The sequence below is a fragment of the Leisingera sp. G5_S3_59_S7 genome (assembly GCF_054968485.1).
Genome location: NZ_JBQKUH010000029.1, coordinates 1 through 13,815 on the forward strand (window position 1 = coordinate 1; position 13,815 = coordinate 13,815).

A 13,815-nucleotide genomic window follows, 5' to 3' on the forward strand; every position below is an offset into this window, starting at 1 on the left:
CGCGCGGCAATTTCCTCCGCCCCCGCATTTTTCCGCAGCATTGCGCAAAACCCGTGTTATACACGGGACCAAACCCGTCAGAGGTCCGGAGCCGTAAGAGTTTCACGCATGAGCAGTACAAGCCCTTCAATCAGCCTGGAAGACCAGCTGCGCGAGGCGATCCTCGCCAAACCCGATGCGGTGCTGGAGGACCAGCACCTGATGAATGCCCTAGTTGCCGCCAATGAGCGGGCGATGGGTTCCAATGTCGTTGACCTGCGCGGCATCGCAATGGAGCGGATGGCGGCAAGGCTCGACCGGCTGGAGGACACCCACCGCTCCGTCATTGCCGCGGCTTACGACAACCTGGCCGGCACCAACCTGATCCACCGGGCGGTGCTGCGTCTGCTGGAGCCGCAGGACTTTACCGCCTTCCTCGCTTGTCTGGAGCAGGACATGCCGGAGATCCTGCGGGTCGACGCCCTGGCGCTGGTGCTGGAAACCTCACAGCCCGGCGGCGACGAGGTAGAACGCAAGTCCGGTTCGCTGAAACTGGCAGGCCCGGGCTTTACCGAAAGCTATGTCGGCCAGCCCGGCAGTCAGCGCAGCGTGACCCTGCGCCAGACTCAAAGCGCCAGCCCCCGGGTCTATGGCCAGAAGGCCGAATGGATCCGCTCGGAGGCCTGCCTGATGCTGGACCTGGGCGAGGGCCGCCTGCCCGGAATGCTGGTGATGGGCTCAGAAGACCCGCATCAGTTTTCCCCCATGCAGGGCAGCGATCTCCTGGCCTTTTTCGGCGGCGTTTTTGAACGCTCGATGCGCTACTGGCTGTCATGACCCTGATTTCCCCCGCCTGCCGCGATGCGCTGCAGTTTTGGCTGGAGCGGCTGGGCGGGCTGGAAGATGCCTCGGACAACACGCTGACGGCTTACCGCGGCGATGTGACCGCGTTTCTTGCCTTCATGACGCAGCATTCCGGCGGCCCGCAGGGGCTGGGCGCGCTGGCGCGGATCACCACCGCAGACATGCGCGCCTGGATGGCCTCGGAGCGCAGCTCCGGCACCGGCGCGCGGTCGCTGGCGCGCAAGCTGTCGGCGGTCAAGACGTTCTACCGCTGGCTGGCGGAGCGCGAGGGGTTTGAACCGGCCGCGGTGCTGTCCGCCCGCGCACCCAAATTTCAAAAGAAGCTGCCCCGCCCGCTGGCCCCGGAAGCTGCCAAAGCGGTGCTGGAAACGGTGGAGCTGCAATCGGACAAGGACTGGGTCGCCGCCCGCGATGTGGCGGTGGTCACGCTGCTTTACGGCTGCGGCCTGCGGATTTCAGAAGCGCTGGGGCTGAAGGGCAGCGACGCACCGCTGCCGCCGGTGCTGCGCATCCTGGGCAAGGGCAAGAAAGAACGGGTGGTGCCGGTTCTGCCCGCCGCCCGCGATGCCGTTGGCCGCTACTTGGAGCTGTGCCCGCACCCGCAGGAGGCGGCAGCGCCGCTGTTCCGGGGCGTGCGCGGCGGCGCGCTGAACCCGCGACAGATCCAGGGGGTGATGGCCAAGACCCGCGCCCAGCTGGGGCTGCCAGCCACCGCGACCCCGCATGCGCTGCGCCACAGCTTTGCCACCCATCTGCTGGAAGCGGGCGGCGACCTGCGCGCCATTCAGGAGCTGCTCGGCCATGCCTCACTGTCGACCACACAGGCCTATACGGCAGTGGACACCACCCATCTGATGGACGTCTACATGCGCGCCCACCCCAAGGCATGACTTGACCCGGCGCGGTTTCCGGCCTCTGCTGGGGACAGGGAGGCCTGCCCATGTCCGGCACAATGCCTGAAGACCCCGTCCTGACCAGCACTCTCACCTGTCCGTCCTGCGGCCATCAGGCCACGGAAACGATGCCGCAGGACGCCTGCCAGTGGTTCCACGAATGCCCGGGCTGCCGCACCCTGCTGCGGCCCCGTCCCGGCGACTGCTGCGTGTTCTGCTCCTACGGCACGGTTCCCTGCCCGCCGGTGCAAAGGGGGACCAGCTGCTGCGGCTGAGCCCGCTTGAACCGGATATCCTGACCTGAGCCGGATCCGCTGATCCGGGCCGGATTAGCTAAAATGCACTATATTATTTCAGCCCCCGGCAAGCCGGTGTTAAGGCCGCTCCGGCTTTATGGCGGAAACCGATCCAGAAAGGATTCCGCTATGACCATGACCGGTTCTGCCGCCCTGTTTGCCGATGGTGCCCCTGCCGCCCCTGCCCCGCCGCCCGGCGGCCAGCCGTGGGAGCGGATGGGCGATATGCCCTCCAGGGCGCCGTTCTCCTCCCCTGATATCACCGACCCCGCCCCCTTTGGCCGCCGCATGGCCCGAATCCAGTTTGCTGCGGGCACGGAATTCCGCCCAAATCTGCACTGAACGGTTGCGGGCCCGGGGCAAATTCGCCATCAGGGACCCATGACACCTCAGATCCGCGCCCTTTCCGTACACCTGCTCACTGCAACTGGCGCCGTCTTCGCCATGCTGGCCATGCTGGCAGCAGCGGACGGCAAGTGGAGCCTGATGTTCGTCTGGCTGGTGGTGGCCTTTGCCGTGGACGGCGTCGACGGCCCGCTGGCCAGGCATTACCACGTCAAGCGCTACTCGCCGGAATTCGACGGGGTGCTGCTGGACCTGATCATCGACTACCTGACCTATGTCTTCATCCCGGCCTTTGCGCTGTTCCAGTCCGGGCTGATGGCGGGCTGGACCGGCTGGTTCGCGATCATCGTTATCACCTTCGGCAGCGCGATGTATTACGCCGACACGCGGATGAAGACCAAGGACAATTCCTTTTCCGGCTATCCCGGCGTGTGGAACATGCCGGTGCTGGTGATCTTTGCGCTGGAACCCAGCCATTGGACCATTCTGGTGCTGGTGACGCTGTTGTCCATTGCCATGTTCCTGCCGTTGAAATTCATCCATCCGGTGCGCACGGCCCGCTGGCGCAAGGTCTCGCTGCCGGTGGCGCTGGCCTGGACGTTCTTTGCCGGCTGGGCCGCCTGGGTCGATTTCCATCCGGCCAGCTGGGCCCATTGGGGGCTGGTGGTCACCTCGGTCTACCTGCTGTTTGTCGGCATTGCCCAGCAGATCATTCCCGAACGCCGCCGCGCGCCGTCGCATCCCTGAGCCTGCGGCGGACCGCACGCGCTGCCCTGCTCCGGCAGCGCTTTTCGTATGCGCTAAGGGGCTTTGGCAAATCGCCGAAAGTTTGAATGGAGTTTGCCCTAGAAAGCGGCCCTGCCGGTAAGCCCGATTTAACGGGCCAATGCGGACACTGATGCGGAACTTGCCCTTGCGGCAGCGATCACAGGAGACCGCCATGCAACCCGTATCCGCCCCTGCCCTGCCCCCAAACGGGCTGAGCAATGCCCTGAACGCAGTGACCGGCAGCAAGCAGCCCGGGCCGCCCGACCACGCCAAGGCCTGGGGCTGGCGCGCCAAGCAGGCCGAGGCTGCAGAGGCTGCCCAGCCGCCGGCAGGAGACACCTCCGGCACCGCAGCCACCGGCGGGGCAGCCGCGGCGGAGAGCCCGGACAGCATTTCAGAAACCGCCGCGGCACCCGCCCCCGAGGCACCGTCCGAAGCCGATATGGAATCGGTCATCCTGGCGCTGATCAGCGATTTTTCCGAAAGCTCCGGCACGGACACCGCACCCCTCTATGACCAGGTGAAGGCGCTGTTTGCCTGACCCCGCCCGTGCCGCCCCGCGGCCCGGATATTCACCAGAGGGACGCTGCTCCTCCGCCCCTTGCTGACGCATGGCCCGGGGCCATGTTCAGCCGTAAGGTAGCATTCCTGAACACCGCGGCCCGCCTGCCGGATCAGATCAGCAGGCTGGCGGCGCCTTCGTGTTTCAGAAGAGCAACCTTGGTTTCCACCCCGCCTTGTCCGGAAAATCCGCCCAGGCCTGTTGCGCTCAGCACCCGGTGGCACGGGATGATCACAGGGATCGGATTGCCGCCGCAGGCATTGCCCACCGGCTGCGGCGGGGCGCCGAGCCCTTTGGCAATGTCCCCATAGGTGCGGGTTTCGCCAAAGGGGATCGCTTGCATCGTCTCGCATACCGCCCTCTGGAAATCAGAGCCATCCACATGCAGCGGCAAATCGAATGCCGTCAGCTCGCCGGCGAAATAGGCGCGCAGCTGGTCCAGCGCCCGGTCAAGCAAGGCTGACTGCCCTGTTGCCGCCGCAGACCAGGCCAGCCGCACGATTGCGCCGTCCCGCTCTGTCACGCTGAGCGCACCGACAGGCGTTTCAAGGCTGGCTGAAATCATCCCGCACCCCCGGCTCTGCCAAAGCCCGCATCATCCCTGGGAATTGTCCCGCTGGCAAGGCGGCCCGCGCCTGGCTTGCGCCGGTACGGTTAACAGCGCGTTAACCAATGCTAAGGTTTCCTCACCAGATTACGTCAAATTATCATAAAGTGAGTCTCAAGAACGGAGTGAAAGGTATTCAAATGCTGTCTGCAGTGTCCAGCACCGCCAGTCTGTACAACGGCATGAAGCAGCTTCAGGCCGCGTACCGGAGGCAGCCCGCAATCGCACAAGCAGGCGGCCAGCCGGTGGATGCACCCCTGATCGACGGCACCTCCCGGGGCTTGGCCCGCAGCGTGCAGCGGGAGGAAGCGCTGAGCGGCGCCCGCCCCGACGCCTTGACCACGCAGTACATCGGCCCGGCCCGCTCCGCGGCCCGCACTGACGCGCTGAACCTGAAGCAGGTGAACGGCACCGACATGGCCACGTTCTACCAGGATCTGATGAATGGCTGCCAGGCGGGCCCCAAACCGGTCAGCGCGCTTCAAGCGGAAGCCAGCTATGCCAAGGCCCGGCTCATTACTGGCCAACCAGGCTGAGCTTCAAGCAGCGATCCGGCGGCAGCGCCTCCCAAAGCGCATTAACCTGATGTTAAGCGCTTTGCATTAACCTTCGCTTTAGACCGGTTCACAGCCACCGCGAAGGACCCGCTCTATGTTTTTGCCAGTTTCAGGAAGGGTAGATCCTGTCAAACCGAACCGCGGCCATCTGACCGCCCGTCCGGTTGTGCGCTCTGACGACCCGGACCGCAGCGAATCCGCAAACACCAGCCCGCGGGAGCAGGAACCCGACGCCCCCCCCCTGGAGCCGTCCGATCCGAATGACCGCCGCAGGCATCCGGCCGCCCCCGGCGGGCACGGCGCTGAGGCCGAAACCGGCTTGCCTCCGGAAAACCCGGTTCTGGCGGAGCACCTGCTGCTGCAGCGCGCCGAGCATCAGACCCCGGACAGCGAGACGGAATGCGAGGCGGCCTGCCACGGCTATGAGGCGGCCAAAACCCTGTCGGCCTGATGCAGCCGCGCCTTATTGCAGCTGCGCCCAGAACAGCTCCAGGTGGCGTGACATGATCTCTTCGAACCGGCCGCTGCCCCGCAGCTTCTGCAGGCCCGCATTGATCCGGTAGAGATGGGTGGTGCCGCGCCAGTGGCGCTTGGAAATCACCACATGCAGGCCCTCTTCCGAAAGCGGTTTTTCAAGCGGCACAACTGTGTCGCGCAGCCCTTCCCGGACGATTGTGCTGGCGCCCAGGAACAGGTTGACCGCGACCGCATCCACCTTGCCCTCTGCCACCATACGGAAACAGTCAGCAGGGGTTTTCGGCTGCACCAGCGTGATCTTGTCCTCGTCCAGCCAGCGGCGCCCGGTGCGGTTCAGATCATGGGTGAAATAGCCGGCCGGGCGGCACAGGGTTTTGCCCTCAACGTCCGCATCCTCGCGGTACTCAAAGCCGCTGCCCGCGCGCGCAAACAGCATGACCGGAAGGGTCATCACCGGTTCGGAGAAATGGAAGTTAGCGCAGCGCTCATTGTCCGGCTCAGCCGCGCAGTCGGGCTTGAGCCAGGGAAAGCCCATGTCGAATTCCTTCTGGTCCAGCATCGGAAACAGGTGCTTGGACCAGTCGTCCTCCCAGCTGACCGAATAGCTGACCGGCGCGGGCGCCAGTTCCAGCGCGGCGTTGACCAGCTCGGTCACCATCCCCTGACCCGGCAGGCCGCGGCCGGTAAAGGGCGCATAGCCGCCGCCGGTCAGCAGTGTCAGCTCTGCCTTGTCCTTGCGCAGCGGTGTGGCATCCGGCGCGGTCGCCCCGGTGATGCAGGGAATGAACAGCTTGCGGCCCGGCAGCACTGTCGCGCCCGCCAGCAGTTTCTGGTTGCGGTAGTATACCAGCGTCCAGCGCTCGCGTTCGCCATAATGGGTCTCGGCGATGGAGAACAGCGTGTCGCCGGGCTGGGCCACATAATCGACATCGCAGATTGCCCAGGCCGCGGCCGGCGCAAAACTGAACACCGCGGCCAGCTGAAGAAGGCGGGAGAACAACCGTTTCATGATGGCATCCTCCTCAGAAACCGGCCCAGATCCGGGCCATATGGTCCTCGACGATCGCTTGATAGCTGCCGTCCTCCTGGATGCTGCGCAGGCCGGTGTTAATCATCGACAGCATCTCCTCCGCGCGCGGGTGGGTCTTGTGGACCACCACATAGATGCCCAGCACCGACAGCGGCTGCGGCAGGATGGTGAACTGACCCTCCAGCCCGTGCTCTTTCATCACGCTGCGGCCGGTGAATTCGTTGATCGCCACCGCATCGGCCTCCCCCGCGGCCACCATGTCAAAGCAGTCCTTCACCTTGTGCGGCTGCTTCAGGGTGATTTTCTTCTCCGCAATCCAGTTGCGGCCGCGCTCATCCAGGTCAAAGGTCAGATACCCCGCGGGGCGGCACAGGGTCTTGCCCTCGATGTCGCTGTCCTGCTCAAAGGCGAAGGGCCGGCCGCTGTCGGCAAACAGCAGCATCAGGGTTTCGAACATCGGCTCCGAGAAATGAAAGTTCTGGCAGCGGTAGCTGTCCGGCATGGTTTCGCAGTCGGGCTTGTACCAGGGGAAGCCCAGGTCCAGCAGCGCGTTGGACAGCAGCGGGTCGAAATGCGAGGACCAGTCGTTCACCCAGTGGATGGCATAGCCTTCGGCCGGCGCTGCCTTGGCCATGGCGGCGTTCACCACCTCGGTGATCAGCCCGCCGTTGTGCGCAGCCTTGGAGGTGAAAGGCGCGTAATCGTCGCCGGTCAGCAGGTTGATCTTCTTGCGCACCGCGGCGTTGCCGGGTGCCACCTTGACCGGCACCGCAGCGGCGGGAACGGCGGCGGAGATTTCCTTGCCGCCCGGCAGCCCCAGCGGCAGCCCCTCGAGACAGGCCAGCGACAGTTTCATGCCGACCCGGATCGCGTTCGGCTTGGGGCCGATCTTGTCGATGTTGCGGTTGTGGATGGCGCTCCACTTGCCCGCGTCCTTGTACATTTTGTCGGCAATCACCGACAGGCTGTCGCCGGACTGCACAGTGTAAACCCCGCCGCAGGTCTCGGCGGCTGCGGAGTTGGCGGCAAGGGCAAACAGCCCCATGGCTGCGGCAGCGAAAAACGTCTTCATGGTCCCCCCGGAAGTCTTATCCACCGCGCCCGTTTGCGGGCTGCGGCGCGTGTCTGTGTTGTTTTTGTTTTGAAAAGCCGCCGGTCCAGCAGGGCCAAAGCCTGTGCGGATGCCCGGTGGCAGCTCCGGCGCGGCCGCCGGAGCAAAGATCAATTGCCGACGAACAGAGCCAGCAGCGTGGCCGTGTCGACCCGCCCGTCGGCGCGGATCAAACTGGCGGGCACGGTGATTTCCTGGCGTGCATAGGCGCCGTTCACCATCTGGTCGATGTAGGCCTCGGACTGGCCCTGGGCGGCGGCTGTCATCACCATTTTGAACAGCGCAGTGCCTTCCGCGGGCGCTGTCGCGGCAGCGGCCGGAACTGCCGTGGCGGCCTCAGCCTGTTTGCTGCGCAGGGCGGCCAGCGTGCCTGCAGTGATGCGGGCAACCAAAGCGTCCTCGCTGCTGCTTGCGCCCTCTGCCAGGCCCGCAGCCGAAGCCGCCCCAGCGGGAAGACCGGCGTCCTGCGCCAGGCTGGCCTGCTCTGTTTTTGCAGGCGCGGCGGCACCACCGAACTGGAAATAGAGCAGCATGGCAGAGGCCACCGCCAGCCCGGCCGCAGCGAGGCCCAGTTTCGGCAGCGGGCTTCCGGTTTCAGCAGCCGCAACAGGCTGCCGGGCTGCCTGCGCACGACGGGCGGCTAGGGCCGCTCTGACAGCTTGCGCCGCCTTCACAAGTTTCAGGGTTCGCGCAGGCGCCTGCTGTGCGGCGGGCGGAGAAATCTGCGCCGCCTGTGCTGCGTTTGCGACTGCGGGTTCGGGCATCTTGACCGGGGCCGGAGCCGCGCTTGCCATTTGGTCCGCACCGCCAGACACCAGCCCGATTTTCATGTTTTTCGGCGCAGAGATCCCGTCAATCCGGACCGCCATCTTGCGCGGCGCGCCAAGCTCGTCCGCCGGTTGCGCGTCCGCCTTCAGCTTCAGCATTGAAAACTGCCCCCCTGCCCCATGCCATGTTTTGAAATAACGGCTGAAAATCTTCGTGGAATTAACGAATTCTTAACCAGTTGTGGAAAACCGGTCAACATCTAGAGGAATCCAAAATGCCGCGACACAAGGCGGCACACGGGAAAAGTGCGGGAAATACCGCAACAGCAGCGTAAAAATGACAACGCCCGGCCATCGGGCCGGGCGTTGAATTCTACCCTGAGGTGAGCGGCGGGTCAGCTCAGCGCGCTGTCGCAGCGTCCGCAGACGCCAGCATGGCTGTGGCGGCCCACATCCGGCAGGATCTTCCAGCAGCGCTGGCATTTGCCGCCGTCGGCCTTCTCAAACACCACCGAAACACCATCGACTTCCGGCATCCGGAACGCTTCGGCCGGAGCCGGATCATTGGTCAGCATGATGTCCGAAGTGATGCAGATATCGGCGAAATTCACCGATTTCAGCGCCGCCAGCGCCTCCGTGTCGCGCACATGCACCACCGGAGCGGCCTCCAGCGAAGCACCAATCACCTTGTCGGTGCGCTGCACCTCCAGCGCTGCGGTCACCACCCGGCGGGCCTGGCGGATCTTGGACCACTTGGCGGCCAGCGGCTCGTTCAGCCAATCGCCCGGGGTTTCCGGGATGTCCTGCAGATGCACCGAGCTGTCCCCGCCCGGGTATTTCTCCAGCCAGACCTCTTCCATGGTGAAGACCAGGATCGGCGCCAGCCAGGTGGTCAGGCGGTGGAACAGGATGTCCAGCACGGTGCGCGCGGCGCGGGCATTCAGGGTGTCGCCGTCGCAATAGAGCGCATCCTTGCGGATGTCGAAGTAGAAGGCTGACAGGTCCACAGTGGCAAAGTTGAAGACTGCCGAGAACACGCCCTGGAAGTCGAAGGACTGGTAGCCGGTGCGCACCTTGTGGTCGAGCTCAGCCAGCCGGTGCAGAACCCACTGCTCCAGCTCCGGCATATCCTCCGGCGCCACCCGCTGATCTTCGCGGAAGTCGCCAAGTGAGCCCAACAAGAAGCGCATGGTGTTGCGCAGGCGGCGGTAGCTGTCGGCGGCGCCCTTCAGGATCTCCGGCCCGATGCGCTGGTCGGCGGTGTAGTCGGTCTGGGCCACCCACAGGCGCAGGATGTCGGCGCCGTACTGCTTGACGACCTCTTCCGGCACGATGGTGTTGCCAAGCGACTTGGACATTTTCATGCCCTTCTCGTCCAGCGTGAAGCCGTGGGTCACCACATTGCGGTACGGCGCGCGGCCCTTGGTGCCGCAGGCCTGCAGCAGCGAAGAATGGAACCAGCCGCGGTGCTGGTCGGTGCCTTCCATGTAGACGTCAGCGATGCCGTCCTCGGTGCCGTCTTCGCGGTCGCGCAGCACAAAGGCATGGGTCGAGCCGGAGTCGAACCACACGTCCAGCACGTCGAACACCTGGTCGTAATCGTCGGGATCCACGCTGTTCCCCAAAACCCGCGCTTTGAAGCCGTCCTCGTACCAGACGTCGGCGCCGTGCTCCTCAAACTCCGCAACGATGCGCCTGTTGACGTCCTCATTGCGCAGCAGGAAGTCCGCATCGGTCGGCAGCGCGCCCTTTTTGGTGAAGCAGGTGAGCGGCACGCCCCAGGCGCGCTGGCGGCTCAGCACCCAGTCGGGGCGGCTTTCGATCATCGAATGCAGGCGGTTGCGCCCGGTCTGCGGCCACCATTTCACCAGCTCGTCGATGGAGCGCAGGGCGCGTTCGCGGATGCTGTCGCCCATCTCATTCATGCCGTCGTCCAGCTTGCGGTCGACGGAGGCAAACCACTGCGGCGTGTTGCGGTAGATGATCGGCGCCTTGGAGCGCCAGGAATGCGGGTAGCTGTGCTTGATCTTGCCGCGTGCCAGCAGGCCGCCAACCTCAACCAGCTTGTCGATGATGGTCTTGTTGGCATCACCCTCGCCGCCCTTGCGGCTGAGGATGTAGGTGCCGCCAAAGAACGGCAGATCGGCACGGAAAGAACCGTCGTCCATGACGTTGTAGGTGATGACCTGCTCCAGCATGCCCAGATCACGGTAGAGCTCGAATTCCTCCATGCCGTGGCTGGGTGCGCAATGGACAAAGCCGGTGCCTTCGGTGTCGGTCACGAAATCCGCCGCGCGGAAGTCGCGGATAGCATCCCATTCGCCGTTTGCGCCCTCGGCACCTGCAAGGGGGTGCTTCAGCGAAAGGCTGGACAGTTCCTCAGCTGAGACCCCGCGCAGGCGCTTGTACTGGTCTTCACCCAGGCGGGCGCGCTTGAACACATCGGCAGCCAGGTTGTCGGCCAGGATGAACCTGTCACCCACAGCGGCCCAGCATTCCTCGGGCGTGCCGGTCACCTCATAAAGGCCATAGGCGATCTCAGCCCCGTACACCACCGCCTTGTTCGAGGGGATGGTCCAGGGGGTGGTTGTCCAGATCACCACATGGGCGCCTTCCAGATCCTGCGCCACGATCGCCGAGTCGGCACCTGCGAAATCCGCATCCTCGCCGTCAGCGGCCACAAAGCCGCCCGCCTCGGCCACCTTGAACTTCACCCAGATGGTGAAGCTTTCCTTGTCATGATATTCGACCTCGGCCTCGGCCAGCGCGGTCTTTTCGACCGGTGACCACATCACCGGCTTGGAGCCCTGATAGAGGGTGCCGTTCATCAGGAACTTCATGAACTCATCCGCGATCACCGCTTCGGCGTGGTAGTTCATGGTCAGATACGGATCATCCCAGTTGCCGGTGATGCCCAGCCGTTTGAATTCCTCGCGCTGGATATCGACCCAGCTGTCGGCAAAGGCGCGGCATTCCTGGCGGAACTCCACCACCGGGACGGCATCCTTGTTCTTGCCCTTCTTGCGGTACTGCTCCTCGATCTTCCATTCGATCGGCAGGCCGTGGCAGTCCCAGCCCGGCACATAGCGCGCATCAAAGCCCATCATCTGATGGGAGCGCACGATCATGTCCTTGATGGTCTTGTTCAGCGCGTGGCCGATGTGCAGGTGGCCGTTGGCATAAGGGGGGCCGTCGTGCAGGGTGAAGGGCTTGCGTTCCGCGTCCGTGCCCTTGGCCGCGGCAGCCTTCTCGCGGAGTTTGTCGTAAACGCCCATCTGCGCCCAGCGCTCCAGCCAGCCGGGCTCGCGTTTGGGCAGGCCTGCACGCATCGGGAAATCGGTTTTCGGCAGGTTCAGGGTGTCTTTGTAGTCAGGCGTCTGGGGCGTGTCGGCGCACATCGGGGGCGTCCTTTGGATGATCAAGGTCGGAAATTGGGATATTCGGTTCGGCGCGATGGCTCAAGCGCCTTTGCCCGGCGGCTCATTGGTTTCAGAGCGCCGGGGACATAATTCGAATAATGATGGCCGCGAATAGGGACATGGGAGGCCTTATAGGCCGCAGCAGCGGAGGCGTAAAGCGGCAGATGTGCCGCATCACGCCTAGGGCAGCGCCCTGCCCTGGGTGGGCGCCAAGCGCCCTCCCGTGGGGAGGGTCGGGCGCTGCCCGGCCTTGCGGCCGGTCGGAAGATATCAATCAGCGCACCAGCCACACACCCAGGTCCGGCCGCGCCAGCATCAGCCAGATGATCGCCAGCACCGAGACAAAGGCAGGGAAGCCGCAGGCAAACCAGATCGCAAACAGCTGATGATAGCGCGCAGGCAGCGCCTCGCCTGCCTCGGCCGCGGCCCGTGCCAAATCGCGCAGCCGCAGCTGGATCCAGACCACCGGCAGCCAGAAGGCCCCGGTCAGCACATATAGCCCCAGCGACAGCGCCAGCCAGCCCTCGCTCAGCGGCCAGCCCAGCCGCCAGGCCAGCAGACCGCCGGTGACGGGCTGCACGATCACCGCCGTAGCGGTAAACAGGAGGTCTGCCAGCACCACAACACCCGCAGTATGGGCAACCAGATGCGCGTTGCGGGTGCGATGCGCCATTAGCATGAAAAAGGCAATGCCTGCCCCGGTTCCCAGCAAGACACAGGCGCCGATCACATGCATCCAGCGCAGGGTCAGCTCAGGGTCCATTTTAACGCTCCTGCAGCAATTGATGCGTGATCAGCGCCAGCAGCAGGCCAGGCAGCACCTTGACCAGCGGTCCCAACGGGTCCGCCCACATCTCCGGCGTCACCACCGTGGCCGCCAGCAGATAGACAAGCGACACCGCAGCCATCCCCAGGCAGGCCCGCTCCGCCCAGGGCCGCCACAGGATAGCCAGCCCCAAGGCAATATCCGCGAGCAACCAGAAAATCACGCTCGAGCCGGCCAGGTTAGTGCTCCATCCCTTGGCCCGCAGCACTTGGGCCGCGGAGTCCAGCTGCCACAAGCCGACCAGCCCCGAGGCCAGCCAGAACAGGCTCAGCACTGCAACCGCGACCGGCATCAGCAACGCCATTCGAGCATCCAGACGCTGCGCACGGCTTGCTGGCAGCGATTGGCAGATCGCTTCCAGGGGCGCGAGCCCCTGCCCGATGGCTGCGCGGTACGGTTCCGGGTCCCCGCGCACGCCGCTGCGGATTTCCGCAATTGCTGTGCTGCGCAAGGGCGAGCGCCAGCCAAGTCGCCCCAGCGCATCGGCGCAGGCCGCGACCGGCGGCAGCAGCCAGTCCGGGAACCGCAGCACCATCCGGGCGGGCGCAAAACCCAGCCAGTTGCGGGTCTCTGCCAGTACCGCCTCGAGCGTGTGCGGCTGATCTTCCACCAGATCGTAGGTGCCGGGCGGCAGCACTCCGGTCAGCGCGGCCGCCACCGCCGCGGCCAGGTCCGGCATCCCCACGCATTGCACCGAAGCACCGGCCAGCGCCACCGGCTGCACCAAAGGCACCGCCGCCAGCATCCGCAAGAGCCTTGTGCCGCCATAAGCCCCCTGCCCGATCACCAGCCCGGGTTTCAGGATCCAAGCTGCAGCACCTGAGGCGCGCAAAGCTTCATCACCCCGCCCCTTGCTGCGCATGAACTCTGTCGCGGCTTTTGTCCCCGCCCCGGCAGCGGAGACCTGCACCACCTTGATACCGCGCTCAGCGCAGGCTGCCGCCAGGGCCGAAATGGCGGTGTGATGCACGGCCTCCAGCTCTCCCGGCGCCATGTCCTGCAGCACGCCCGCACAATTCACCACTGCGTCCACTCCCTGCAGCAGCGGCCCCCAGTCTTCGCGCTGCAATAGCTGACGCAGATCACCCGCAGCGAAGGGCACCCCCGGCAGCACCCGTGCCGCCTGCTCAGCGCTGCGGCCAAGGCCCGTCACGGAGACCCCATCGGCCCGCAAGGCCCGGACCACCTCAGCGCCGATAAATCCGTAAGCGCCCAGAACCAGAACCCGCTTGGTGCTCTCCGCCATAAATCAATACCTTCGGCCAAATACGCGTCCAGCATAGCGGCAGAGGCCCTGGGCGCCAGTGGTGCCGC

General features: G+C 65.1%; 15 protein-coding genes. 8 read left to right on the top strand and 7 right to left on the bottom strand.

All coding sequences use genetic code 11. The features are described from left to right. Positions 1 to 108 precede the first annotated feature (108 nt). The 6 genes from ACTRWG_RS13635 (at position 109) to ACTRWG_RS13660 (ending at position 3,686) form a co-directional block, all read left to right on the top strand. Entirely contained in the window at positions 109 to 816 is a 708-nt protein-coding gene (locus tag ACTRWG_RS13635) for a DUF484 family protein (RefSeq protein WP_027236717.1), read from the top strand. Next, positions 813 to 1,733 carry a tyrosine recombinase XerC gene (locus ACTRWG_RS13640; RefSeq protein ID WP_027236716.1) on the top strand — a complete coding sequence of 307 codons (921 nt, stop codon included), beginning with the start codon at positions 813 to 815 and terminating at the stop codon, positions 1,731 to 1,733. Before ACTRWG_RS13635 ends, ACTRWG_RS13640 begins: the two co-directional genes overlap by 4 nt. A gap of 62 nt (positions 1,734 to 1,795) precedes the next feature. Further along, a complete protein-coding gene (locus tag ACTRWG_RS13645; protein ID WP_084299646.1) occupies positions 1,796 to 2,011 on the top strand; it encodes a GDCCVxC domain-containing (seleno)protein in 216 nt (71 codons plus the stop codon). Between the two features lie 150 nt (positions 2,012 to 2,161). After that, the gene (locus tag ACTRWG_RS13650; RefSeq protein WP_027236715.1) at positions 2,162 to 2,374 is read left to right on the top strand and encodes a hypothetical protein; all 213 of its coding nucleotides are present in this window, start codon (positions 2,162 to 2,164) and stop codon (positions 2,372 to 2,374) included. Between the two features lie 39 nt (positions 2,375 to 2,413). Continuing rightward, entirely contained in the window at positions 2,414 to 3,124 is a 711-nt protein-coding gene (locus ACTRWG_RS13655; protein WP_027236714.1) for a CDP-alcohol phosphatidyltransferase family protein, read from the top strand. A gap of 193 nt (positions 3,125 to 3,317) precedes the next feature. Then, positions 3,318 to 3,686, top strand: a complete 369-nt coding sequence (locus ACTRWG_RS13660) for a hypothetical protein (RefSeq protein WP_027236713.1) — start codon at positions 3,318 to 3,320, stop codon at positions 3,684 to 3,686. Positions 3,687 to 3,819: 133 nt separating this feature from the next. Here ACTRWG_RS13660 and ACTRWG_RS13665 read toward each other — a convergent pair whose 3' ends face one another. Then, positions 3,820 to 4,272, bottom strand: coding sequence for a methylated-DNA--[protein]-cysteine S-methyltransferase (locus tag ACTRWG_RS13665; protein WP_462829450.1), 453 nt, complete (start codon positions 4,270 to 4,272; stop codon positions 3,820 to 3,822). 182 nt (positions 4,273 to 4,454) lie between these two features. On the opposite strand from ACTRWG_RS13665, the gene ACTRWG_RS13670 reads away from it, so the two are divergent. Beyond that, positions 4,455 to 4,850: a hypothetical protein gene (locus ACTRWG_RS13670; RefSeq protein WP_027236711.1), complete on the top strand. Its 396-nt coding sequence runs from the start codon at positions 4,455 to 4,457 to the stop codon at positions 4,848 to 4,850. A gap of 115 nt (positions 4,851 to 4,965) precedes the next feature. After that, positions 4,966 to 5,322 (top strand): hypothetical protein, encoded by a 357-nt coding sequence (locus ACTRWG_RS13675; RefSeq protein WP_154667790.1) that lies wholly within the window; start codon positions 4,966 to 4,968, stop codon positions 5,320 to 5,322. A gap of 12 nt (positions 5,323 to 5,334) precedes the next feature. On the opposite strand, the gene ACTRWG_RS13680 is transcribed toward ACTRWG_RS13675, so the two are convergent. The 6 genes from ACTRWG_RS13680 to ACTRWG_RS13705 all read right to left on the bottom strand — a co-directional run bounded on the left by ACTRWG_RS13680 (position 5,335) and on the right by ACTRWG_RS13705 (position 13,747). Then, on the bottom strand, positions 5,335 to 6,357 hold the full coding sequence (locus ACTRWG_RS13680) for a transporter substrate-binding domain-containing protein (RefSeq protein ID WP_027236709.1): 1,023 nt from the start codon (positions 6,355 to 6,357) through the stop codon (positions 5,335 to 5,337). A 13-nt stretch (positions 6,358 to 6,370) separates the two neighbouring features. Further along, on the bottom strand, positions 6,371 to 7,450 hold the full coding sequence (locus tag ACTRWG_RS13685) for a LysM peptidoglycan-binding domain-containing protein (RefSeq protein WP_027236708.1): 1,080 nt from the start codon (positions 7,448 to 7,450) through the stop codon (positions 6,371 to 6,373). Positions 7,451 to 7,599: 149 nt separating this feature from the next. Further along, positions 7,600 to 8,415 carry a hypothetical protein gene (locus ACTRWG_RS13690; protein WP_027236707.1) on the bottom strand — a complete coding sequence of 272 codons (816 nt, stop codon included), beginning with the start codon at positions 8,413 to 8,415 and terminating at the stop codon, positions 7,600 to 7,602. Between the two features lie 236 nt (positions 8,416 to 8,651). After that, positions 8,652 to 11,654 carry an isoleucine--tRNA ligase gene (gene ileS / locus ACTRWG_RS13695; RefSeq protein WP_027236706.1) on the bottom strand — a complete coding sequence of 1,001 codons (3,003 nt, stop codon included), beginning with the start codon at positions 11,652 to 11,654 and terminating at the stop codon, positions 8,652 to 8,654. A gap of 295 nt (positions 11,655 to 11,949) precedes the next feature. Continuing rightward, on the bottom strand, positions 11,950 to 12,438 hold the full coding sequence (locus ACTRWG_RS13700) for a DUF2269 family protein (RefSeq protein ID WP_027236705.1): 489 nt from the start codon (positions 12,436 to 12,438) through the stop codon (positions 11,950 to 11,952). A gap of 1 nt (position 12,439) precedes the next feature. Next, positions 12,440 to 13,747 carry an SDR family oxidoreductase gene (locus ACTRWG_RS13705; protein WP_462829451.1) on the bottom strand — a complete coding sequence of 436 codons (1,308 nt, stop codon included), beginning with the start codon at positions 13,745 to 13,747 and terminating at the stop codon, positions 12,440 to 12,442. Positions 13,748 to 13,815: the final 68 nt, after the last annotated feature.